Source organism: Anoxybacillus eryuanensis (assembly GCF_051200995.1).
Taxonomy (GTDB): domain Bacteria; phylum Bacillota; class Bacilli; order Bacillales; family Anoxybacillaceae; genus Anoxybacillus; species Anoxybacillus tengchongensis.
Genome location: NZ_JBPODS010000010.1, coordinates 75457 through 98706 on the forward strand (window position 1 = coordinate 75457; position 23250 = coordinate 98706).

General features: G+C 40.5%; 23 protein-coding genes, 14 tRNA genes and 1 rRNA gene. 4 read left to right on the forward strand and 34 right to left on the reverse strand.

Annotated elements, in window-relative coordinates; genetic code table 11:
- Window positions 1-95 precede the first annotated feature (95 nt).
- A complete protein-coding gene (locus HNQ84_RS10405; RefSeq protein WP_435622075.1) occupies window positions 96-1007 on the forward strand; it encodes an RluA family pseudouridine synthase in 912 nt (303 codons plus the stop codon).
- Here HNQ84_RS10405 and HNQ84_RS10410 read toward each other — a convergent pair.
- From HNQ84_RS10410 to queG, 14 genes are all read right to left on the reverse strand, one after another.
- Window positions 1002-2339, reverse strand: coding sequence for a hemolysin family protein (locus HNQ84_RS10410; protein WP_435622088.1), 1338 nt, complete (start codon window positions 2337-2339; stop codon window positions 1002-1004). The genes HNQ84_RS10405 and HNQ84_RS10410 overlap by 6 nt on opposite strands.
- A gap of 46 nt (window positions 2340-2385) precedes the next feature.
- Entirely contained in the window at window positions 2386-3072 is a 687-nt protein-coding gene (locus HNQ84_RS10415) for a zinc metallopeptidase (RefSeq protein ID WP_435622076.1), read from the reverse strand.
- 153 nt (window positions 3073-3225) lie between these two features.
- Window positions 3226-4359 (reverse strand): MBL fold metallo-hydrolase, encoded by a 1134-nt coding sequence (locus HNQ84_RS10420; RefSeq protein ID WP_055440407.1) that lies wholly within the window; start codon window positions 4357-4359, stop codon window positions 3226-3228.
- A 52-nt stretch (window positions 4360-4411) separates the two neighbouring features.
- Window positions 4412-4645, reverse strand: coding sequence for a glutaredoxin family protein (locus tag HNQ84_RS10425; RefSeq protein ID WP_183244448.1), 234 nt, complete (start codon window positions 4643-4645; stop codon window positions 4412-4414).
- An 82-nt stretch (window positions 4646-4727) separates the two neighbouring features.
- Entirely contained in the window at window positions 4728-5504 is a 777-nt protein-coding gene (locus tag HNQ84_RS10430) for a sulfite exporter TauE/SafE family protein (protein WP_435622077.1), read from the reverse strand.
- Between the two features lie 48 nt (window positions 5505-5552).
- Window positions 5553-5780: a sulfurtransferase TusA family protein gene (locus HNQ84_RS10435; RefSeq protein WP_183244452.1), complete on the reverse strand. Its 228-nt coding sequence runs from the start codon at window positions 5778-5780 to the stop codon at window positions 5553-5555.
- An 11-nt stretch (window positions 5781-5791) separates the two neighbouring features.
- The gene (locus tag HNQ84_RS10440) at window positions 5792-6187 is read right to left on the reverse strand and encodes a DsrE/DsrF/DrsH-like family protein (RefSeq protein WP_435622078.1); all 396 of its coding nucleotides are present in this window, start codon (window positions 6185-6187) and stop codon (window positions 5792-5794) included.
- Window positions 6184-6765, reverse strand: a complete 582-nt coding sequence (locus HNQ84_RS10445; RefSeq protein WP_183244457.1) for a sulfurtransferase TusA family protein — start codon at window positions 6763-6765, stop codon at window positions 6184-6186. Before HNQ84_RS10445 ends, HNQ84_RS10440 begins: the two co-directional genes overlap by 4 nt.
- 11 nt (window positions 6766-6776) lie before the next feature.
- Window positions 6777-7076: a rhodanese-like domain-containing protein gene (locus HNQ84_RS10450; protein WP_183244459.1), complete on the reverse strand. Its 300-nt coding sequence runs from the start codon at window positions 7074-7076 to the stop codon at window positions 6777-6779.
- Between the two features lie 144 nt (window positions 7077-7220).
- Complete coding sequence (yhbH, locus tag HNQ84_RS10455; RefSeq protein WP_032100929.1) at window positions 7221-8381, reverse strand: sporulation protein YhbH; 1161 nt, start codon at window positions 8379-8381, stop codon at window positions 7221-7223.
- Window positions 8382-8601: 220 nt separating this feature from the next.
- Window positions 8602-10497: a PrkA family serine protein kinase gene (locus HNQ84_RS10460; RefSeq protein WP_435622079.1), complete on the reverse strand. Its 1896-nt coding sequence runs from the start codon at window positions 10495-10497 to the stop codon at window positions 8602-8604.
- A gap of 281 nt (window positions 10498-10778) precedes the next feature.
- Complete coding sequence (trmL, locus tag HNQ84_RS10465; RefSeq protein WP_435622080.1) at window positions 10779-11261, reverse strand: tRNA (uridine(34)/cytosine(34)/5-carboxymethylaminomethyluridine(34)-2'-O)-methyltransferase TrmL; 483 nt, start codon at window positions 11259-11261, stop codon at window positions 10779-10781.
- A 2-nt stretch (window positions 11262-11263) separates the two neighbouring features.
- Entirely contained in the window at window positions 11264-12121 is an 858-nt protein-coding gene (locus tag HNQ84_RS10470) for an amidase domain-containing protein (RefSeq protein ID WP_435622081.1), read from the reverse strand.
- 58 nt (window positions 12122-12179) lie between these two features.
- Window positions 12180-13316: a tRNA epoxyqueuosine(34) reductase QueG gene (queG, locus tag HNQ84_RS10475; RefSeq protein ID WP_435622082.1), complete on the reverse strand. Its 1137-nt coding sequence runs from the start codon at window positions 13314-13316 to the stop codon at window positions 12180-12182.
- Window positions 13317-13376: 60 nt separating this feature from the next.
- Here queG and HNQ84_RS10480 point away from each other — a divergent pair, with 60 nt between their 5' ends.
- Entirely contained in the window at window positions 13377-14039 is a 663-nt protein-coding gene (locus HNQ84_RS10480; protein WP_435622083.1) for a B3/B4 domain-containing protein, read from the forward strand.
- Between the two features lie 88 nt (window positions 14040-14127).
- On the opposite strand, the gene HNQ84_RS10485 is transcribed toward HNQ84_RS10480, so the two are convergent.
- Window positions 14128-14201, reverse strand: a tRNA-Gly gene (locus tag HNQ84_RS10485).
- 935 nt (window positions 14202-15136) lie between these two features.
- Here HNQ84_RS10485 and HNQ84_RS10490 point away from each other — a divergent pair.
- Entirely contained in the window at window positions 15137-15553 is a 417-nt protein-coding gene (locus tag HNQ84_RS10490) for an SRPBCC family protein (protein ID WP_435622084.1), read from the forward strand.
- A 3-nt stretch (window positions 15554-15556) separates the two neighbouring features.
- Entirely contained in the window at window positions 15557-15886 is a 330-nt protein-coding gene (locus HNQ84_RS10495; RefSeq protein WP_435622085.1) for an ArsR/SmtB family transcription factor, read from the forward strand.
- A gap of 29 nt (window positions 15887-15915) precedes the next feature.
- Here HNQ84_RS10495 and HNQ84_RS10500 read toward each other — a convergent pair whose 3' ends face one another.
- The 19 genes from HNQ84_RS10500 to rrf form a co-directional block, all read right to left on the reverse strand.
- Complete coding sequence (locus HNQ84_RS10500) at window positions 15916-16977, reverse strand: LacI family DNA-binding transcriptional regulator (RefSeq protein ID WP_343055823.1); 1062 nt, start codon at window positions 16975-16977, stop codon at window positions 15916-15918.
- A 50-nt stretch (window positions 16978-17027) separates the two neighbouring features.
- Window positions 17028-17867, reverse strand: coding sequence for a carbohydrate ABC transporter permease (locus HNQ84_RS10505; protein WP_435622086.1), 840 nt, complete (start codon window positions 17865-17867; stop codon window positions 17028-17030).
- Window positions 17868-17881: 14 nt separating this feature from the next.
- On the reverse strand, window positions 17882-18808 hold the full coding sequence (locus HNQ84_RS10510) for a carbohydrate ABC transporter permease (protein WP_183248250.1): 927 nt from the start codon (window positions 18806-18808) through the stop codon (window positions 17882-17884).
- Window positions 18809-18867: 59 nt separating this feature from the next.
- A complete protein-coding gene (locus tag HNQ84_RS10515) occupies window positions 18868-20157 on the reverse strand; it encodes an ABC transporter substrate-binding protein (RefSeq protein WP_183248585.1) in 1290 nt (429 codons plus the stop codon).
- A gap of 185 nt (window positions 20158-20342) precedes the next feature.
- Window positions 20343-21689, reverse strand: coding sequence for a GH1 family beta-glucosidase (locus HNQ84_RS10520; protein WP_435622087.1), 1347 nt, complete (start codon window positions 21687-21689; stop codon window positions 20343-20345).
- Between the two features lie 277 nt (window positions 21690-21966).
- Window positions 21967-22051: transfer RNA gene (locus HNQ84_RS10525), tRNA-Leu, on the reverse strand.
- Window positions 22052-22102: 51 nt separating this feature from the next.
- Window positions 22103-22188: transfer RNA gene (locus HNQ84_RS10530), tRNA-Leu, on the reverse strand.
- Between the two features lie 11 nt (window positions 22189-22199).
- Window positions 22200-22273: transfer RNA gene (locus HNQ84_RS10535), tRNA-Cys, on the reverse strand.
- A gap of 11 nt (window positions 22274-22284) precedes the next feature.
- Window positions 22285-22356: transfer RNA gene (locus tag HNQ84_RS10540), tRNA-Gly, on the reverse strand.
- Window positions 22357-22361: 5 nt separating this feature from the next.
- Window positions 22362-22436, reverse strand: a tRNA-Gln gene (locus HNQ84_RS10545).
- Between the two features lie 17 nt (window positions 22437-22453).
- Window positions 22454-22529, reverse strand: a tRNA-His gene (locus HNQ84_RS10550).
- Between the two features lie 9 nt (window positions 22530-22538).
- Window positions 22539-22612 (reverse strand) — tRNA-Trp (locus HNQ84_RS10555).
- A 4-nt stretch (window positions 22613-22616) separates the two neighbouring features.
- Window positions 22617-22701: transfer RNA gene (locus HNQ84_RS10560), tRNA-Tyr, on the reverse strand.
- Between the two features lie 5 nt (window positions 22702-22706).
- Window positions 22707-22782, reverse strand: a tRNA-Thr gene (locus HNQ84_RS10565).
- A 10-nt stretch (window positions 22783-22792) separates the two neighbouring features.
- A tRNA-Phe gene (locus tag HNQ84_RS10570) sits at window positions 22793-22868 on the reverse strand.
- A gap of 5 nt (window positions 22869-22873) precedes the next feature.
- A tRNA-Asp gene (locus HNQ84_RS10575) sits at window positions 22874-22949 on the reverse strand.
- A 4-nt stretch (window positions 22950-22953) separates the two neighbouring features.
- Window positions 22954-23030 (reverse strand) — tRNA-Met (locus HNQ84_RS10580).
- A 33-nt stretch (window positions 23031-23063) separates the two neighbouring features.
- Window positions 23064-23139 (reverse strand) — tRNA-Val (locus HNQ84_RS10585).
- A 10-nt stretch (window positions 23140-23149) separates the two neighbouring features.
- A 5S ribosomal RNA gene (gene rrf, locus HNQ84_RS10590) occupies window positions 23150-23250 on the reverse strand; the annotation flags it as partial.

The following is a 23250-nucleotide window of genomic DNA, read 5'->3' on the forward strand; positions in this document are numbered from 1 at the left end:
CTTTTTCCATTTCTTTTCCTAATCTATAACGAAATTGTAACACACCAACTCCTGTTTTAGTGTTGGTAATTTATTGTATAGAAAGAGTGAGACGAATGAATGTACAAAAAAAAGGGAATTGGCTCGTATTTGAAGCGCCATCATCATGGGAAGGCTTGTCACTAGAACAAGCATTCCAAACGAAATGGTTCGTTCCTAAAAAAATGTTACATGAATGGCGAATGACAAAAGGTGTATCAATCAATGACAACATCGTTCCTTTTCATACGATCATTTCGCCGAACGATCGCATTCGTGTTCGTATAAAAGAAGAACAAATCGAACCGGTTCCGACATACATACCGCTTCATGTTGTATTTGAAGACGATCATGTACTTGTCATTAACAAGCCTGCACATATGGATGTTCATCCAACACAACCAAATCAGACGAATACATTAGCAAACGCCGTCGCATTCCATTTTCAATGTGAAGGAATACACAGTAAAGTCCGTCATATTCATCGGCTCGATCGCGATACAAGCGGTGTCATTTTATTCGCTAAACATGCACTTGCTGGGGCTATTCTTGATAAATATTTAGCCGAACGAACCATTCGTCGCACGTATATTGCGCTTGTTCATGGATATGTAAAACAGAAAAAAGGAACGATCGAAGCACCAATCGGGCGTGATCGACACCATCCAACAAGACGACGTGTATCGAAAACAGGAGATACAGCGATTACGCACTATGAACGGCTCGAATATGACAAACAAAAACATGTGTCGCTCGTTCGCCTCACTCTCGATACAGGACGAACGCATCAAATTCGTGTGCATATGAGCCATATCGGTCATCCGTTAGTTGGCGATACATTATATGGAGGAAAACCGTGGATGAATCGGCAAGCGTTACATGCGTTCTCCTTATCGTTTCCTCATCCATTTACAAAAGAGCTCATCACATGCTCGGCATTACCTGATGAAACAATTTTCGGTCATATGAAAAGAGGCGCGTTATTATAACGCAGCCTCTTCATTCATGTTCGCCACCACATCTACTGGCGATGGACGACGTGTCACTTCAATTTTTTTCACATGGTGACCGTCCAATTGCACGACTTTAAAGACGTAATTACCAAACTCAATTTGCTCTCCAGGACGAATGTTATAACGCTCCGTTAACATCCATCCCCCAATCGTATCAACGTCTGTATCATCAATTTCTAAACCGAATAAATCGTTAATCTCACTAATGAGCACTTTTCCATCAACGATTGCACGGTTGTCATCGATCATTTGAATGAGCGGAGCTTCATCTATGTCGAATTCATCTCGAATTTCTCCAACAATTTCTTCTAAAATATCTTCGACTGTCACTAAACCAGACGTTCCGCCATATTCATCAACTAAAATGGCCATATGAATGCGTTCTTTTTGCATTTTTACAAGCAAATCTTGAATAGGGATCGTTTCAATCACTTGAATAATTGGACGAATATAGTCGCGCAACTGTTTTCGCTCTTGGCAGTTCACAACAAGATCAGTAAATAACTCTTTTACGTTCACTAATCCAAGAATGTGATCTTTATCACCATCAATGACAGGATAACGTGTATACTTTTCTTCGCGAATGGTTTGTAACACGTGGTCCATGGAATCGTTGACATCTAACGCAATAATTTCTTTGCGCGGAACCATAATTTCTTTTGCCACACGATCGTCAAAACGAAAAATGTTATTCACGTATTTATATTCTGTATGATTAATTTCTCCATTTTTATAACTCGCTGATAAAAGAAGGCGCAATTCTTCTTCAGAATGAGCCAATTCTTGCTCACTAGATAACTGGAACCCAAATAAACGAACAACTAAGCGGGCAGATCCGTTTAATAACCAAATAAATGGATACATGACTCGATAAAATAACATGAGCGGACGCGCTGTCCATAGCGTAATCGCTTCCGCTTTTTGAATCGCAATCGTCTTCGGGGCCAATTCACCAATAACAACATGAATGAACGTAATCGTTGCAAATGCCACAATAAATGAAGCCCCATGAGAAAATGATGGAGATACATGAAACTGCTCAAAAAGCGGACGAAGCGCTTGTTCCACTGTCGGTTCCCCGAGCCAACCAAGCCCGAGTGATGTCATTGTAATACCAAGCTGATTTGCAGATAAATACTCATCTAAATGAGTGATGACATGTTTTGCTGCTACTGCTTTTTTGTTCCCTTCCTCAATTAATTGATCAATGCGCGATGGACGCACTTTTACAATTGCAAACTCTGAAGCAACAAAAAAACCAGTTAACGCAATAAGAAAAACGATCATCCATAAACTAAATATGTCCAACGAACGTCCGCACGCATGAATGCGTGCGGATGCCACCTCCTATTTATTAATCTTCATTGTTTCCTTGTACGAAAATAAGCACATACTTGATTAATTCTAACACCGAAATAAGGGCTGCAGCAACATATGTTAATGCCGCGGCATTTAACACTTTATTTACCCCACGTTCTTCCTCATTGCGAATGATGCCTTCTGTGATCATAAAATCTTTGGCGCGCGAACTAGCATTAAACTCAACTGGCAATGTAATGACTTGGAATGCAACGGCAAACGAGAATAAAATAATCCCTAAACCAATTAAAGAAAATTGTTGTAGTAAAAAGCCACCAAGAAGAAGGAACGGCGCAATACCAGATGTGAAATTCACGAGCGGAAACATACGATGTCGTAAAACGAGCGCACCATACGCTTGTTGATGTTGCACCGCGTGACCAACTTCATGAGCCGCCACCGATACCGCAGCAATCGAACGACCGTAGTACACAGGCTCCGATAAACGAACCGCACGTGCAATCGGATCGTAATGATCTGTCAATGTACCCGGAACAAGCTCAACTGGCACATCGTATAGCCCGTTGCGATCTAAAATGAGACGCGCCACTTCTGCGCCCGTCAAACCAGATGAAGCGGGAACATCTGACCATTTGCTGAAGTTTCCTTTCACTTTAAATTGCGCCCAAATCGATACTCCGAAGGCGATCAAAATAAGAAAATCCATTGGATGAAAAAACATGAAACCATCCCTCCGTTACTTTATATTTTAATGGAAAATGACTGAAAATAAAAGAGAATGTCTTCACATACATTATATACGACTATTGTGTCCAAAAAGTTTCACAAAATCGAAAAAACCTCGCAAATTGCGAGGTTGAATAAAATTCCTTTTTTAGTGTGTATGGTGAACTGCACAACGGTTCGGACCGATTTCAAGTTCTTGTTGTTGTTCTGGTGTAGCATCTTTTACACCGCGGTTAATAGCGATAATGTCTTCAAAGTTTGGCGGTGTTTCAGAAGATGCAGATTGCGCCACATGTTCAACAAACTCCTCTTCTGTTTTTCCCTGCATAATTTCATTCATTTGACGAATGTTTCCTAACGTATTTCCAATATATCCTTGCTCGTTCACTTCTTGATCGAAGTTTGCATAGTGTGCAGGAAGCACGATAACATCGTCCGCAATTTGTGCAACTTTGTTATACACTGTGTCGTATAAATCTTTTGCCCATTCACGCGCTTTTCCACCAAGGTCTGGTCGACCGAGACCGCTGACAAAAATCGTATCGCCAGAGAACAACAATTTGTTGTTTACGAAAAATGATACACTACCTGGTGTATGACCTGGTGTTTTAATCGCCAATACTTCTAAACTTACTTTTTCAAACTCAATGCGATCATGGTTTTCTAGCGGTTCAAACTCAAATACGGCACCTTCACTCTTCATCAAGTAATACGTCGCACCTGTTTGTTTCGCTAATTCATATCCACCAGAAATATGGTCAGCATGCAAATGTGAATCAACGATATGTGTAATCGCTACGTTTTCTTTTTGAGCGACTTCTTTATACACATCAATAAATCGAGATGGGTCGACGATTAACGCTTCTTTTCCTGATACGACCATGTAAGAAAGACATCCTTTACCGACGCGAATAAATTGATATACTTTTATATCGTTATCTTGATATACAACAACAGGGTATAAATACTCGCTCCACGCTTTCATGCCACCTTTTAAATAAAACACTTCTAATCCTTTTTCGGCAAGCATGTCAGCAACCATCATCGAAGACCCTTCTTTTGCACAAACGACAACAATTTTCTTGTCTTTTGGCAAACGCTCTAACACGGATTCAACGCCATCAATTAATTCAAAGTAAGGAATGTTTAAATACTCAATGTGTTCTCCTTCAATTTTCCAATCTGCAAAGTCTGATTCATTGCGAACATCAAATAAGAAAAACGGCTCTTTATTTACAATCATCTCATTAATTTGTTGTGCTGTTAATGCATATACTGCCATTTATTATCCACCTCTCCTTATACCTTATAGGGTATTTTTATAGATAAAAAAATTATTGTTGTAACAATTGCATAATTCGTTGTGGATCAAATCCAATAACCCAACGTCCATTAATTTCTGTTTGCGGCACGCCCATTTGTCCTGTTGAGCGAACAACGTATTCAACAGCCTCAGGATGTTGGTGTAAATTTACTTCTTTAAATGGGATACCACGTTCAGCTAAAAAGTTTTTTAATAATGTGCAATATGGACATGTTGTCGTCGTATATACGGTTACTTGTTTCATCGGTTCATTCCTCCTTTATGTTTCGGTATTGTATATACCCCTATAAGTATTATAACATAAAGGATGAACTTTTCAACAGTTTTTACAAAATATCCAACCAAATTTTTATCGCTGTTGCGACAATCAGTGCAGCTAATATAAACTGTAATACTTTTGTATTTACCTTTTTACCAAAATTCGCTCCAATAGGAGAAGCAATTAAGCTTGCCACAACCATAATAAACGCGGTCCAAAAATCAAATTGACCTGTTGTGATTTTCCCTATAGTTGCCCCGATGGATGAAATAAACGTAATCGCTAATGATGTAGCGATCGTCATACGCGTTGGGATTTTTAATACAACAAGCATAATTGGTACAAGAATAAATGCCCCTGCGGCACCAACAATACCAGCGCTCACTCCGACAACGAATGCTAACGCTGCTGCAAGCCATTTATTGAATGTGACTTGATCAAGTGGAATGTTATCAATTCCTTTTTTAGGCACAAACATCATGATCGCAGCAATCGTCGCTAGCACCGCATAAACGATGTTAATGCCACCTTCGCTCATTAATTTTGAACCATAACCACCAATGAAACTACCGATTAAAATGCTCGTTCCCATGTAAATAATTAACGTTTTATTTAAATATCCACCTTTACGGTACGCCCAAACGCCTCCGATTGTCGCAAACAATACTTGAATAGCGCTAATCCCTGATACTTCATGAGCGCTAAATGCAGCGTAACCAAGCAATGGTGGGATATAAAGCAACATCGGATATTTAATAATCGATCCGCCAATTCCAACCATTCCTGAAATAAACGAACCGATAAATCCAATTAAAAAAATTGTAATAATAAAACCGATGGCCATGCTCATTCACTCCTTATATGAAGCATCGGGACATATGCCCGATGCTTGTTACGCTTTACGAATCCAAAATTTTAGTACGTCTCCTTCTTCGACCATATCGATCATTTCATGACCAGCTGATTTTGCCCATGCAGATAAGTCGTTTTTAGCTCCTTTATCTGTTACATGAACTTCTAAAACTTGACCAGATTGTAATGTATCCATTCCTTTTTTCGTACGAACGATTGGCAATGGACATGCAAGTCCCTTTGCATCAACAAGAAGATCTGCTTTCATGTTCTTCCTCCTTAAAATGTTAACGTGATGTCAGCATCTTTTGCGAAATCGAGGAATGTCACTGCTCCACCAACATCAATACCATCGACAAAATGGTCTTTTGTTAATCCCATAACATCCATTGTCATTTGACAAGCAATAAACTTCACACCCATTTCTTGCGCCATGCTTACAAGTTCAGGGATGGATGGGACGTTTGCTTGGGCAAACCCTTGTTGAATTTGCTCTTTTCCTTCTGGAAGTGGCAATTGTTGATATGCTTCTTTATGAATTAAATTTAATCCTTCGAATGTAAAGAAAATCGCTACCTCTGCTTCTGTTGCTGCTGCTGCTGTTGCAATGTTAAATACCTTATATGCGTCAAATAAACCACCATTTGCTGCAATAATAGCTACACGTTTTTTCATTGTTCATTTCCTCCTTTAGTAATTGTTCCTTGCCATTGTGTCATACCTGGAATGACGTTAAATACACGTGTAAATCCTTTTTCAGCGAGTTGTTGCGCAGCTAAATCGCTGCGATTACCTGTTCGGCAAATGACATAAATTGTTTCATCTTTATTTAATTCATTTAATCGCTCTTCTAATTGTCCGAGCGGGATATGATATGCTCCTGGAATATGACCAAATACATACTCGGCTTCCTCACGCACGTCTAAAATAAATACTTGTTCATTGTTTTCTACTTTCTTTTGTAACTCCTCTAAAGAAACAACGTGAGGATATTTTGTTTCTTCCTTTACTTCTGTAGGATTTGCTTTACGAAGATAATGTTTGAGTACATCACCTTCCTCAATCGTGCCGATATATTGATGCCCTGTATTTTTTGCCCAACCTTGAATATCAGCAAGTGAACCTTTATCTGTCGCTTGCACTTCAAGCACTTGGCCGGGCTGGAGTTGTTCCATCGCCTTTTTCGTGCGAACAATCGGCATCGGACACGTGAGCCCCTTTGCATCAACAACTAGATCGACGTGAATCGTCATTCCATTCCCCCCTATCGTTCAATTTCGCCTGTCCATTCAAGCATACCGCCTGTCATATTTACAACGCGGTATCCGTAACTTTCTAACAACTGACAAGCCATGCCGCTTCGATTTCCTGAACGGCAAACAAGAATATGTTCTTCGTTTTTATCAATTTCATTCATCCGCTCAAGCAGTTCGCCAAGCGGGATGTGACGAGCACCTGGAATTTTGCCTTGAGCTACTTCCTCATATTCGCGCACATCGATAATGCTTAGTGCACGACCTTCTTTTAATTGTTGCTCCACTTCTTGTGGTAATATTTGTTTCATCTTTCTCACCTCTCTATACTAGCAAGGGTATATTAAACAACAAAAAAATAATTTATTACCATTACCTCTATGAGTATATTACAAAACCCCCACCCGTTTGTCAACTGTTTTTTCACAAAAAAAAACCTTGTATGACACAAGGGATTAAACAAATGTTTTATGTTCTTCTTTTCGGAAAAAGTTTCTCATCGCCTGTAACACATCTGATTTTTGTTTTAAAATGTAATAGCGAAATTTCTCATCCTTAATATGTTTGTATGCCGACATGAGCGTCGAGTGACGATTGTACTGATTCACTTCCCCGTATCCAAACATATTCGATACTTTCATTAATTCTTGCACAAGTTTCACACACCGAGCGTTATCGGACGTTAAGTTGTCGCCATCGGAAAAATGAAACGGATAAATATTATATTTTGTCGGTGAGTATTTTGTTTCGATCACTTCCAGCGCCTTTCGATACGCAGACGAACATATCGTTCCACCGCTTTCGCCTTTTGTAAAAAATTCCTCCTCTGTTACAATTTTTGCTTCAGTATGATGCGCAATAAAAACAATATCGACCGTTTCGTATTTCGTCCGTAAAAATCGGGTCATCCAAAAGAAGAAGCTTCTAGCCATATATTTTTCCCATACGCCCATTGATCCGCTCGTATCCATCATTGCGATAACAACTGCTTTCGAATCGGGCTTAATCACTTCATTCCATGTTTTAAATTTTAAATCTTCGGGATAAATTGGATAAAAACTTGGATTACCACTTAATGCATTTCTTTTAAACGCAGCCATCATTGTTTTTTTCTTGTCGATGTTTCCCATTAATCCCGTTCGACGAATATCGTTAAATTCGATATGTTGAACAACGTGATCTGCGTGTTGCTTTTTCTTTAAATCTGGAAGCTCCAATTGACTAAAGAGAGCCTCTTCAAGCTCCATTAAAGACACTTCTGCCTCATAATAATCTTGCCCTGCAAGATCACCTGCTCCTTGCCCTTTTCCCGGTCCTTTTTGACCGTCACCAGAACCGTCGCGCGCAATGACATCACCAACTTGACTGTCCCCATCGCCTTGGCCGACATGTTTATTTTTGTCATAATTATAACGAATTTTATATTCATCTAACGAACGAATCGGTATTTTAATGACGTCACGACCGTTGGACATAATGATGCTTTCTTCTGTAATTAAATCACCGAGGTTATTTTTAATTGCTTCCTTTACCTTTTCCTCGTGCCGTTTTTGATCATCTTGGCCTTTTCGATGGAGGGACCAATCTTCCTTTGACACAATGAAGTTTCTACTCATTCTTTCCCCTCCTACAATGTAAAATAATGATGCACATTTTCCTTTTTCCTCGCATACACTATGTTGGCTTGCAAAAATAATGAATGAATGGTTGGTTACTTTATCCTATGCAACGTCCGAAAAAAATTGACAAATGATTTCGAAAATTGTTCTGACCTTTTTTGCTGGACAAGCCTGTTTTCTACGATGATAAAACAAAGCATGCCAAGTGCGGCATGCTTTATCGGTTTAACAAACTTCCGACATAACGAAGCAATTCATTTGCTGATGTAGAGTTATAACCATATTCATCAATTAATCGAGCAACCACTTCATTAATTTTCTTCAGTTGTTGTTCATCAGGGGTTTTTGTGGACGTCGTAATTTTGACAATATCTTTTAAGTCTGCAAACAATTTTTTCTGAATCGCTTCACGCAACCGTTCGTGCGAATTATAATCAAAACGTTGACCTTTACGGGCATATGCTGAAATACGAATTAAAATTTCTTCACGAAATGCTTTTTTCGCATTCTCGGAAATGCCAATTTGTTCTTCAATCGACCGCATGAGTTTTTCATCTGGATTCATTTCTTCTCCTGTTAGTGGATCGCGAATTTTCGCTTTGTTACAATATGCCTCTACGTTATCTAAATAATTGTCCATTAACGTTTTCGCTGACTCTTCGTACGAGTAAACGAACGCTTTTTGTACTTCGCGCTTTGCAATTTCATCGTATTCTTTTCGTGCAACTGAGATGAAATTTAAATAACGTTCCCGATCTTCTTTCGAAATAGATGGGTGATGCTCTAATCCTTCTTTCAACGCTCGCAATACATCTAACGCATTAATAGACGGCACTTCTTTCCGAATAATACAAGACGAAATGCGATTAATAACATAACGTGGATCAATACCGCTCATTCCTTCGTCTGGATGTTCTTTTTTCAATTCCTCTACATCAACTTCATTAAATCCTTCGACTAGCTCCCCATCATACAAGCGCATTTTTTTCACAAGGTCGATATCGCCACGTTTCGGCTCTTTCAAACGCGTTAAAATCGTAAACATCGCTGCTACCCGCAGCGTATGCGGTGCAATATGCACATCTGCTACGTCGCTTTCGCGAATCATTTTTTCATAAATACGCTCTTCTTCTGACACTTTTAAGTTATATGGAATCGGCATGACGATAATTCGCGAATGAAGCGCCTCATTCTTTTTATTAGCAATAAATGAACGATACTCTGTTTCATTCGTATGAGCAACAATTAATTCATCTGCGCTAATGAGCGCAAAACGTCCTGCCTTAAAGTTTCCTTCTTGCGTCAAAGAAAGCAAATGCCATAAAAACTTTTCATCGCATTTTAACATTTCTTGAAATTCCATAATACCGCGATTTGCTTTGTTTAACTCCCCATCAAAGCGATATGCGCGCGGATCCGATTCGGACCCATATTGAGCAATCGTAGAAAAATCAATGCTTCCTGTTAAATCAGCAATATCTTGCGACTTCGGATCGGATGGGCTGAACGTTCCGATTCCGACACGCTTATCTTCGGAGAAAAAGATGCGTTCAACCATCACATCTTCAATGCGCCCACCGTATTCTTTTTCAAGTCGCATCATGTTTAATGGAGATAAGTTTCCTTCAATACGAATGCCATACTCTTTATAAAACTCGTCGCGCAAATGGTGCGGAATTAAATGAAGCGGATCTTCATGCATCGGACATCCTTTAATTGCATATACGGCGCCACGATCGGTATATGAGTACGCTTCAAGCCCCCGCTTTAACATTGTTACAAGCGTCGATTTTCCACCGCTTACCGGTCCCATTAACAACAAAATACGCTTTCGAACATCTAATCGCTTCGCAGCTGGATGAAAATATTCTTCTACAAGACGCTCTAGCGCTTCCTCAAGTCCAAACAACTGGCCGCTAAAAAAGTTGTATTTTTTCTTTCCATCCACTTCTTCTACGCCCGCATCTTTAATCATATTGTAAACGCGAGAATGAGCGGACTGAGCCACCCATGGCTTTTCTTTTACGATTTCTAAGTACTCCGCAAATGTCCCTTCCCACTTTAGTTTTTGTTCTTCTTCTCTATATTTTTGTATTTTTTTCAAAATGTCCATACACGGACCTCCTCCACCTTTGATGTCTAGCGTCATGATTATTACCATATGTATGCAAGGATGTCCGTAATCATTCGTAAAAGTATGACTTTCATATCGCTATACAATTAGGCTATAATGAAAACGTGGTCATTTTCTTGTCACTTCATAAAGGAGGAGATTTTATATGAAAACGCTTCTCGTACTTGGTGTTATTTTCGCCTTCTTGGCTGCGATCTTTACAGCAGGATATAACGATAAGCCAGAAGTAAAAAATTAAGCGACTTTCATTCGAAAGTCGCTTAAAATACATTTGGAAAGTTTTGTTGTCTCAACGCTTCGTACACGAGAATGGCGGCTGTGTTTGATAAATTGAGCGAGCGAACGTATTCGTTCATCGGAATACGCAAACAACGTTCCATATTGTTTTCAATTAAATCTTTTGGCAATCCGCTTGTTTCACGGCCAAAAACGAAAAAATAATCTTTCGTTGGATCACTATAGTCAAACGATGTGTAATATGTTTGCCCAAACTTCGTAATAAAGAAAAATTCACCTTCTTTATATTGGTCAAAAAGCTCTTGCAATGAATCATAATAATGAACATCGACATATTCCCAATAATCTAATCCAGCACGCTTTAACATTTTATCATCGGTTGAAAATCCGAGCGGACGAATTAAATGTAACGATGTTCCTGTTGCTGCGCATGTGCGCGCAATATTTCCTGTATTCGCTGGAATTTCTGGTTGATATAAAACGACATGTAAAGCCACAATTTTCACTCCTATATACGATCAATAATATGAAAAAACTTATATTGGATATTTGGTGTATATGCCGTTGAATCTTCATATGACCAATACCGCATGCGACTATTGGACGTATGAGCATTGACAAGCGGCATCCCTTGTTTATCTTTCGCCACGACAATCGTCGTATGATCAAATCGCCCGTCCCCTTGAAAATCATAACAAATGACATCACCAAGAGACAACTGTTCCGGCGATTTTTTTTCAACGGCTTGAATGCCTGTTTTCGACCCACTTAAATACCAACGCAATGCATTTGCAACCGTCCATGTATAGCTCCAGTCGCTTTTTCTCATCCACCATCCTTTTGTTTTGTTTGGGTAGCCCATCATGGGAATTCCGCCTGCGTGTAAACATTGTGAAACGAAATTTGTACAATCGACAGGAAATTTGTGAAACGCTGGATTATAATCATTCCACCATATTTCAGCATATCGTACTGCGGCTAATCGATCATACGTATAGCGAACACGTTCACCATCATCTCGTTCTTGCTTTTTTTCAACTTGTTCCGGCTCGATGTTAGGCAAAAGCGGGCGATCGCTAACAAGTTCACGTTGCTCAAATATTGCTTCACGCATCTCTTGTTTCTCTTCAACATACATCCAGCCATGTTGCCAAATAAAAAAACGAAAATGAACGATATAGCGCACGAACGTTTTTGAAACGATATGTTTTCGTTCAATGATTGTTCCCTTTCCTTCACATTTCACAAGTTGGGCATTTCGCTTAACTAACAACTGCTTTTTTCGTTCAACTTCTTCATCCGTCACATCGTTTATAAAAAAACCCCGGATACGTTCATCGAGGAGATCGTGTAGTCGTTTTCTCATCCCGCTCACCACTTTTTTCGTTTTTTACTACGTTATGTCACAAACAGTAGAAAAACAACTACACGTTCTCAAGCATCACTAACGCTTTGTCAATTTCCTGAATGACATCTTCATCTTGTTCATTCTCTTTTGCTTGTTGTAACATCGGCATCACTTTACGATTTCCAATTTTACCGAGCGCCCACGCTGCCGTTCCGCGAATGACTGGACGTGAATCTTCTCGAAGTAACATTAATAAATCATCGATGGCACTTTCATCTTTATAATGGGCCAATGCAATAATCGCATTTCGTTGAATCGGTTTTTTCCCGCGCCATGCTCCCGATAAATGCCCAAACGTTTCTTTAAATTGACGATTCGTCATATGAAGAAGCGGTTTTAATAAAGGTTTCACCACTTCTGGATCCGGCTCCATCTCTGGATGAAAATGAAAATCTTTCCCTTTATTTTTTGGACAAACAAGTTGACACGTATCACATCCATACAATCGGTTTCCTATTTTATCGCGAAACTCATCAGGAATGAACGTTTTCGTTTGTGTTAAAAAGGCGATGCATCGCTTCGCATTCAACTGTCCTCCTTGTACGAGCGCTCCTGTCGGACAAGCATCGATACAGCGGGTGCATGTCCCACATTCGTCTTCGATTGGCGTATCAGGAGGAAATGGAATATTCGTAATCATTTCGCCTAAATAGACGTATGAACCAAATTCACGTGTAATAATGGAACAGTTTTTTCCGCTCCATCCGATGCCTGCGCGCTCTGCTACTGCACGATCAGCTAATTCCCCCGTGTCGACCATCGACTTCACACGCGCATTCGGTACGCGAGCTAAAATAAATTGTTCTAATTTTTGCAAGCGATCGCGTAAAATCACGTGATAATCTTGTCCCCAAGATGCTCGACAAAAAATGCCCCGTCGTTCTGTTTTCGTGCTCCGTGGTGCATTTTTTAGCTTCGACGGATACGCGAGGGCAATCGCAATAATGGAACGTGCTTCTGACAGCAATAAAGATGGGGTCGTTCGCTTGTCAATGTCAAGCTCTTCGAATCCGGATTGATAGCCGAGGCGTTGTTGTTCAAGCAACCGTTCTTTTAATTCAATAAACGGATCTGCACTTGCAAAACCAATTTTATCAATTCCAATTGTTCTACTATACTGAATGATTTCTTCTTTTAATGCAATAACGTCCATCTCCCCTCCCTCCTTTCCTCGCTGTTTATGTTACAATGTAAAGAAAAAGGAGTGAACGATATGTTAACCATTTGTGACACGGTAAAACAGTGCGTATCTCATTTTAAAATCGGCGTCCTTACATACGAACAAATCGTTGTCGGTCCATCCCCTAACATGTTGAAAGGGAAGCTTCACCAATTTCAAGAGCTGCTATATTTTGATATGGAACAAACTCCGCTACCTGAATGGCCAGAAGTGAAAGAATGGCGATCTGTCTTTAAACAAGTTGGTATCGACCCGAGCCGATATCGTCCTTCGTCCGAAAGTTTACTTCGCCGTGTACAAAAACAAAACTTTATTCCATCCATTCATTCAGCGGCTGATGTCAATAACTTTTTTTCCTTATATTATAAACTACCGATCGGCATTTATGATCGCGATCAGCTAACAGGAGATATCGTTGTCACGATCGGTACGCAAGCAGATGAGTATGTCGGCATCAATGATCGCACGACAAACTTTGAACGAAAACTCGTCACAAAAGACGCTCAAGGTCCGTTCGGCAGCCCAATCGTTGATTCGAAGCGAACAATGGTTACAGAGCAAACGACTCATGCCGTTCAAGTCATATACTTCTTACCTTCATTTACAGAAACACAATGTGGGCAAATGTTGCAAGCGATGAAAGAGATGTTTATCCAAATTCACGGTGGTACAGCACATACTAAACTCATCATATAACATATAAACCAATACGGGGCAAGTAAAATAAAAAAACGCAATGCCCCGTTCATCTTCGAAACGAAACACTGCGTTGTCCCCGTATGTATGGAGCGGGTGATGGGAATCGAACCCACGACATCAGCTTGGAAGGCTGAGGTTTTACCACTAAACTACACCCGCATACTTAAATTAACGATACCTGTCATCATTCGCCACGCTCGACCATGCCTCTTCCTCTGCTCGCCTATTCAATGATGACCGATGCGTCGAGGCAACTCGTCGCTTATTCGACGATGTACAGCTCGTGGCTGAGGTTTTACCACTAAACTACACCCGCATACTTAAATTGACTATGCCTATCATCATTCAGCACGCCCTACCATGCCTCTTCCTCTACTCGCCTACTCGATGATGATCGATGCGTCGAGGCAACTCGCTGCTTATTCGACGATGCGCTGCTCGTGGCTGAGGTTTTACCACTAAACTACACCCGCATACTTAAATTGACTATGCCTATCATCATTCAGCACGCCCTACCATGCCTCTTCCTCTACTCGCCTACTCGATGATGATCGATGCGTCGAGGCAACTCGCCGCTTATTCGACGATGCGCTGCTCGTGGCTGAGGTTTTACCACTAAACTACACCCGCATACTTAAATTGACTATGCCTATCATCATTCAGCACGCCCTACCATGCCTCTTCCTCTACTCGCCTACTCGATGATGATCGATGCGTCGAGGCAACTCGCCGCTTATTCGACGATGCGCTGCTCGTGGCTGAGGTTTTACCACTAAACTACACCCGCATATGCAGAAAAAGTAGAAATTTGTCGAATGAAGCGTAAAAATAAAAAACAGGAATCCCTGTTTCGTAATTACGTTTTACATTATATCGACTCCCCTCAGACAAGTCAATACCTTGTTCACAACTTTTTCAAAAATACATCACTCATCTCTTTATAACCGATTTTTCCTATAAAATCGATGAACGCATGTATGACAATGATAAACATCTTGCATGAGGAAAGTGAGGAAAAAATTTGACATAACACCTTAAGGTTTCATATAATAAAAAACGAAACTAAAAGGTTATATATTTTAGGAGGATCATTTATGAGCCAAATGGTACAAGATATTCAACAAACAATCATCATTGAAGCGCCAATTCAAAAAGTATGGAATATGGTGTCTACATCTGAAGGAATAGCTTCATGGTTTATGCCAAATGATTTTCAACCAATTGAAGGACATGAGTTTCACTTACAAACTCCTTTTGGCTCTTCAACGTGCAAAGTGTTAAAAATAGAACAACCTCATATCCTTTCATTTTCGTGGGATAAGGATGGATGGATCGTCTCTTTCATTTTAAAAGACTTAGGCGACAAAACAGAGTTTACCCTCATTCACGGGGGATGGGGCAGCGCAGATGATATTCTTCCGAAAGCAAATGAGAAACAATCTGTTGTTCGTGATCGAATGGCACAAGGTTGGACAGGAATTTTGGAAAAGCTTCGAAAGGTTGTGGCATAATACGTGGCGCCAGCAAAAAAACACGATGTTTTTCAAGCCATTGCGGACAAAACAAGAAGAGATGTATTACGTTTATTAGCTGAAAAAAAAGAACTACCCATCTCTGCTATTGCAGCCCATTTTCCAATTAGCCGAACAGCCATTACAAAACATTTAAACATTCTCGCCGAAGCAAATTTAGTCCAAAGTCGAAAATCTGGGAGAGAAAAAATTTATCATCTCCATACGGAACCGTTATTAGAGTTAAAACAATGGCTCGCATTTTATGAACGCTTCTGGGAGAATAAGTTGTCTATTTTAAAACATGTGGTTGAAAATAAGGAACATTCGTAGCCCCCTTTGTAACAATTAGGGGGCTTTCTTTACATTTTCCCAGACATCAATCCGTACAATCGATTGCTTCCACAAGACTCTCGAATAATTAATTCCGGCTCAACCATGACTGCTTTCGGCTGAAATTGACGGTGTATAATATCTTTTAACATATATGCGGCAAGCCGTCCAATTTTTTCTTTATCTTGGCGAACCGAAGTTAATGGCGGATCAGTATAATTGCATGCCTCGATGTCATCACATCCAACAATTGCAATATCCTCAGGTACTTTTAAACCTCGTTCTTTTACCGCCTTCATCGCCCCAAATGCCATTAAATCCGACGCCGCAAATATCGCTTCAGGATGATGTGACGAGCGCAATATTTTTTTCATTGCCTCATAGCCACTTTCCATAAAGAAATCCCCTTGAGCGAACCATTCATCGTGAATAGTTAACCCAAATTCTTTCATCGTATTACGAAATCCTTCTTCGCGAATTTTTGTCACTTGTGCTCCGGGCAAGCCACCAATGTAGCCGATATGGCGATAGCCACATAGATAAAAATGTTCTACGACTTTCGCGGAAATTTTATAGTTATCTGTCATAATGTATGCCGAACGGCTTCCCTCGAGCGGAATATCTACGCCGATGCACGGAATGTCACTCATGTCTAAACGATAAATGGACGGTTGCACTTTTTCACCACTAATAATGATTACCCCATCGACTTTGTAGCGCATCGCTCGCTCGTAATAATCTTCCTCTCCCTCTTCAAATCGCTCATTTGAAAAAAAGAGAAGATCATAACCGAACGCCCCCATTGTTTTTTTAAAAGAATTCATCACCTCGATAAAAAAGGGATGGTTAAAATCCGCATTAATTTCTCCCGCATAAATAACACCAACTACTCTCGACTTATGAGCAGTATCTTTTTGAATGCGAGCAGCGACATACCCAGTCTGCTCCATAATTTCTAGCACTTTTTTTTTCGTTTCCTCACCGACATCATGATAGTTATTTAACACTTTCGATACCGTACCTGGTGACACACCCGCTAATTTCGCAATTTCTTTAATAGTAATTTTCATACGATCCCTTCTTAACTTCATAATCTTATCTTCATTATAACACAGATTTTCCCTAGTTAGCGGCGATGTCACTATTGTTTGACGGATCCTTGCGTCAAGCTCGAAATGAACAACTTATTAAACATTAAAAATACAACAACTAAAGGCAATGTTGCCCAAAATGTTCCTGATAAAATCATACCATAGTCTTTCACATATGCATCTTGAAGAGCACGAATCGCAATTTGAATCGTGTAGCTTGATTCATCTCTCAATACAGTTAATGGCCATAAGAAATCGTTCCATACGAACATAAATGTTAAAATACCGAGCGTCGCAAAAGCTGGTAAAATTGAAGGAACGACGATGTTCCAATATACACGGAATATACTGCATCCATCAATTTTTGCCGCTTCAATCAATTCATCAGGGATTGCGTCTTTAATATATTGGCGCATCCAAAAAATACCGAACGCATTCATTAATCCTGGAACGATAATTGCTTTTAAGTCATTCAACCAACCTAACTTTGTAATAATAAAGTATTGTGGAATTAATCCTAATTGCGGCGGAATCATCATCGTGATTAAAATGACGGTAAATAACTTCTCCCGCCCTTTAAACTGCAACTTGGCAAATGCAAAACCTGCTAAAGAGCTGAAAAATAACACCCCAAGCGTTGTTAAGCTAGCAACAACAAACGAGTTCCACATCGCTCCGAAAAAGTCGACGTTTTCTAGTACGTTTTGAAAGTTTTCTACTAGCTTATCCCCCGGCACGACAGCTGGAGGCAATTTATTAATGACATGATTTGGTTGCGTCGCCATGACAAACATCCAGTATAACGGAAAAACCGATAACAACGCACCGATAATCAACAACACATGTATTGTTACTTTATTCACAAATCCTTTTTTACGTTGCATCTTCATTCACCTCCATGTTTTTATTTGCCTGATTTATCTAAACGATTGGACGCGAAAAAGTTAATCGTCGTGAATACAATAATGAGTAAAAAGAGTGAGACAGCCGTCGCAGAAGCTGTTCCGAACGCATTATTCGTAAAAGCTTCCCTCCATAAATACAACACGATCGTCATACTTTCTTCCCTAAAACCACTTCCAAAAATGAGTGGTTCAGCGAAAATTTGTAGCGATCCGATCGTTGCTGTGAATACAACGAAGACGATAATCGGCTTTAGCATCGGTACAGTAATGAAAAGAAACTGCTGCCATTTTTTCGCTCCGTCAATTTCAGCTGCTTCATAAAGGTCTTTCGGTATACTTTGCAATCCCGCTAAGAAAATAATCGAGTTATATCCAACCCATCGCCAAAAAATCATCGTCGCAATCGCAATTTTCGCTCCCCATTCAGATGTCTGCCAGCTTACTGGAGAAATTCCAAACAAATTAAGTGTGGCATTGACCAATCCTGCTTCTTGTTCGCTAAATAAAACGGTGAAGACAATCGCTACCGCAACAATCGATGTTACGTTTGGCACAAAATAAGCAACACGAAATACACTTTTAAATTTAACAATCGCTGAATTTAAAGCAACTGCTAAAATTAATGCTGCGATTAACTGTGGACCTGTTCCTAATAGACCGATGATAATCGTGTTATAAATTGATTTCCAAAATAGTGGATCAGTAAAAATGAGTGAAAAATTTTTAAATCCGACAAACGTCATTTCACCGAATCCGTTCCATTTTTGAAACGCTAAGTAAAAGCTAAACAGCATGGGAAAAACCCCGAAGACAGCAAATAAAAGAAAGAACGGAGATATGAATAAGTAGCCGGCTAATGCAGTTTTTTTCTTATCACTTAATCCTTTTGGACGGACAGCTGTATGCGTATGATTATGGGATACCATTGTATTTCCCTCCAAAAAATCATGATAGGGGAAGGGAATAAATCCCTTCCTCATGTATTTTATTGACGTTCAAGTTGACGTTTAATGCGTTTAATTGCTTCTTTCCATTCTTTTTCTGGATCAGCTTTTTTCTTTTGTACATTTGTCAACGCTTTCACAATTTCTGATTGAACAATTCCGTAGTTTTTACCCATGTATACCGTTTTTACTTTTTGCGCTGCTTCAGCAAATACTTGAGCTGTATTCACGCCACCAAAATACTCATCTTTGTACTCTTTAAACTCCGGTGCATCATACACAGAAGGAGTGGATGGGAATAAGCCCATATCTTTAAACGACTTTAACTGTTGTTCTGGTGCGACAAGCCATTGAATAAAGTCGTATGCTTCCTTGGCATGCTTGGACTCTTTCGGAATCGTTAAATAAGAACCACCCCAGTTTCCTGCTCCACCAGGCATGTTTGTAATAAGCCATTTACCTGCTGAATTTGGCGCATTTCCTTTAACTACCCCTTGCATCCACGCAGGTGCAAGCAGTGTGGCATAGCTTCCTTTTTCCATCGCATTGCCCCATTCAGGCGTCCACAATCCGTTGCTACCAAGGTAACCTTTTTGAATTAAATTTACAGTATAGTCGTACGCTTGTTTAATGTACGGTTCTTTTTCGATCAACAATTCTTCTTTTTCATTGAAATATTGCACAGGCGCTTGGTCACGCAATGCGTTGTACACAAGTTCAACATTGTCTGCAATTGGTTTTCCTGTTTTTTCTTTAATTGTTGCAGCGACTTCAGCATATGCATTCCAGTCCGGAATTAACTTAGCAACTTCTGCAGGATCCGTTGGTAATCCTGCTGCTTCAAACACGTCCGCGCGATAAAACATAGCTGTCGGACCAATGTCTGTCGGAAGACCGAACAAAAAGCTTCCGTCCGCGCTTTCACCGATGCGCCATTTCCAATCTAAATACTTATCCTTAATGTCTTTTGCACCAAAATCGTATAAGTTATAAAAGCGATCTTGCGCCTCACGATAACGTTCAATGTTATTTACTTCAATCATTGCGATGTCCGGCGCACCACTTCCAGCTGATAACGCTGTAAATAAAGCGTTGTGGTGATCATCAAACTGTGTAGACTGGATTTTAATTTCAACATTCGGATGATCTTTCATATATTCTTCAGCTAACTTTTCATAACCTGTGCTTCCGAATACCCACATGTCTAACTTCACTTTTTCACTTGAACCTTTATCTTTTGATTCGTTATCACTTTGGGACTGATTGCTGCACGCCGTTGCAAACATAAAGACGAATGCTAGCAACAACATAAGCGCTCGTTTCTTCATTATTCTTTCCCCCTTGTTTTTTACTTACAACACATGGCATACTGTTTACTTCATGTAATTTGTCCATTTCGTTTGCCCATTCGCTTGTTTGACGGTATAATTCTTTTAGTTTTCTTTGTAGTAGCGGCCAATCCCCAACATATCGCGCTATTACAAAGAAAACTTTTTCCCTTCCCCCATCACCTCCTTTATTTAACTCCATTATTCATGATCGTTTCCTTATACCATAATGCGCTCTTCTTCGGGATTCGTGCTAACGTTTCATAGTCTACGTATACAATCCCGAAACGCTTATCATAGCCAAATGCCCACTCGAAATTATCGAACAACGACCATACATAATATCCTTTCAAATTGACTCCTCGTTCAATCGCACGATGACAAGCAATTAAATGCTCTCGTATATAAGCGATTCGCTCATTGTCTTCTACTTCACCTTGCTCATTAACATAATCTTTGTATGCAGCACCATTTTCAGTAATGTATAACGGAATATCGCCATAATCATTTTTCAATCGTATCATTAAATCGAACAAACCATTTGGATTCACTTCCCAATTCATATCTGTCACTGGTCTTCCTGTACTTACATGCTCAAATACGATTGGTTCACGTTCACCCTTTTTCCAGTCTTTTAATGTCGCCGTTGAGTAATAATTGAATCCGAAAAAGTCGATCGGCTGCTGGATCGTTTGTAAATCTCCTTCTTGATAAATATTTGGTAAGTAATCTTTATACACTTCTAACATATCTTTTGGATATTGTCCTTTAAACACAGGGTCTAAAAACCAACGATTCATAAAACCGTCCCATTTTCTCGCTGCGTCAACTGCTTTTTCATCTTGTGGGTCAAACGCATATCCAGGAGTTAAATTCAATGTAATACCAATTTCTCCATTTTTCGGACCAATCGCTCGAAACGCCTTTACTGCTTCGCCATGAGAAAGAAGAACATGATGAGCAGCTTTTAAGAATGATGTAAAGTTTTGAATACCTGGCGCATGTTCACCATTCCCGTACCCTAAATAAGTGACAACCCATGGTTCGTTATGAGTAATCCATTTTTTCACGACATCCCCAAGATTCTCATAAAGGAAAGCAGCGTATTCTTGAAAATAATGAACAATATCACGATTTTCCCAGCCACCTTTTTCTTGAAGAGCTTGCGGCATATCCCAATGATAAATTGTCAACATTGGCTCAATATCGTTTTCTAACAATTCATGTACAAGACGTTTATAAAAATCTAAACCTTTCTCATTAAACTTACCAGGCGTTTCCGTATACAGTCTCGCCCAACTCGTCGAAAATCGATACGCCTTTAAATGAAGCGCTTTCATTAATGCGACATCATCAATATAACGATTGTAATGATCAATTGCGATATCCCCATTATCCCCATTTGCTACTTTACCAGGAATACGGGAAAAGTGATCCCAAATCGAGTAAATTTTATCTTCTCCAGTCGCCGTTCCTTCAATTTGATACGATGAAGTAGCAGCTCCCCAGATGAAATCTTTCGGAAACTGAAGCATATTTCGAACCCCTTTCGAAAATTTTCGTTAACAAATAATTAAAAAAGCGCTTTCTTTCACTTGTTTCGTAACTTAATCATAATAAAAATTAGTGGATAAAGTCAATAAAATCTTTTTATATTCACGAAAAAATCATAATTAATCGTTCGGTAAAGGTGGTTTATTTACGAAAATTTTCGTTTAATATATAAAAGGATAAGGTAAAATGATCGAGGAGAAACGGATAAGGGCAAATAAAAAAGGATTCCTGCAAACAACAGGAATCCTCAATATTCAGTGCCGATGGTGGGAGTCGAACCCACACGGGGGGCTACCCCACACGATTTTGAGTCGTGCGCGTCTGCCAGTTCCGCCACATCGGCATGAGACAATTAAATTGTATCATGCAAACTTATTTTGTCAAGCTTTTTCAGTGCCGAGGGCCGGACTCGAACCGGCACGGTAGTCACCTACCGCAGGATTTTAAGTCCTGTGCGTCTGCCAATTCCGCCACCCCGGCGCATAAAAAAATGGAGGCGGCAACCGGATTCGAACCGGTGGTAAAGGTTTTGCAGACCTCTGCCTTACCACTTGGCTATGCCGCCATAAAACGAAGAGCGGAAGACGGGACTCGAACCCGCGACCCCCACCTTGGCAAGGTGGTGTTCTACCACTGAACTACTTCCGCATATATGGCTGGGGTAGCTGGATTCGAACCAACGCATCACGGAGTCAAAGTCCGTTGCCTTACCGCTTGGCTATACCCCAACGTTTTAAAATGTATATGGGGCGACTAGTGGGAATCGAACCCACGAATGCCAGAGCCACAATCTGGTGCGTTAACCACTTCGCCATAGCCGCCATATTTTTTGGCAGGGGCAGTAGGAATCGAACCCACACCGGAGGTTTTGGAGACCTCTGTTCTACCATTAAACTATGCCCCTAAAATGGTGGAGGGGGACGGATTCGAACCGCCGAACCCAAAGGGAGCGGATTTACAGTCCGCCGCGTTTAGCCACTTCGCTACCCCTCCGCAGATGGTGCCGGCTGCAGGACTTGAACCCGCAACCTACTGATTACAAGTCAGTTGCTCTACCAATTGAGCTAAGCCGGCATCTTTAAAATGGTGGCTCGGGACGGAATCGAACCGCCGACACAAGGATTTTCAGTCCTTTGCTCTACCGACTGAGCTACCGAGCCATATATGGCGGTCCCGACGGGACTCGAACCCGCGATCTCCTGCGTGACAGGCAGGCATGTTAACCACTACACTACGGGACCACTTTGGTTGCGGGGGCAGGATTTGAACCTGCGACCTTCGGGTTATGAGCCCGACGAGCTACCTGGCTGCTCCACCCCGCGACGATGAGAAAAAACTTCTTTTTAACTTTTATATGGTGGAGGATGACGGGATCGAACCGCCGACCCCTTGCTTGTAAGGCAAGTGCTCTCCCAGCTGAGCTAATCCTCCATTTGACCTTGCCCGACAACGTCCTACTCTCGCAGGCGGTGTCCCGCCAACTACCATCGGCGCTGGAGAGCTTAACTTCCGTGTTCGGGATGGGAACGGGTGTGACCTCTC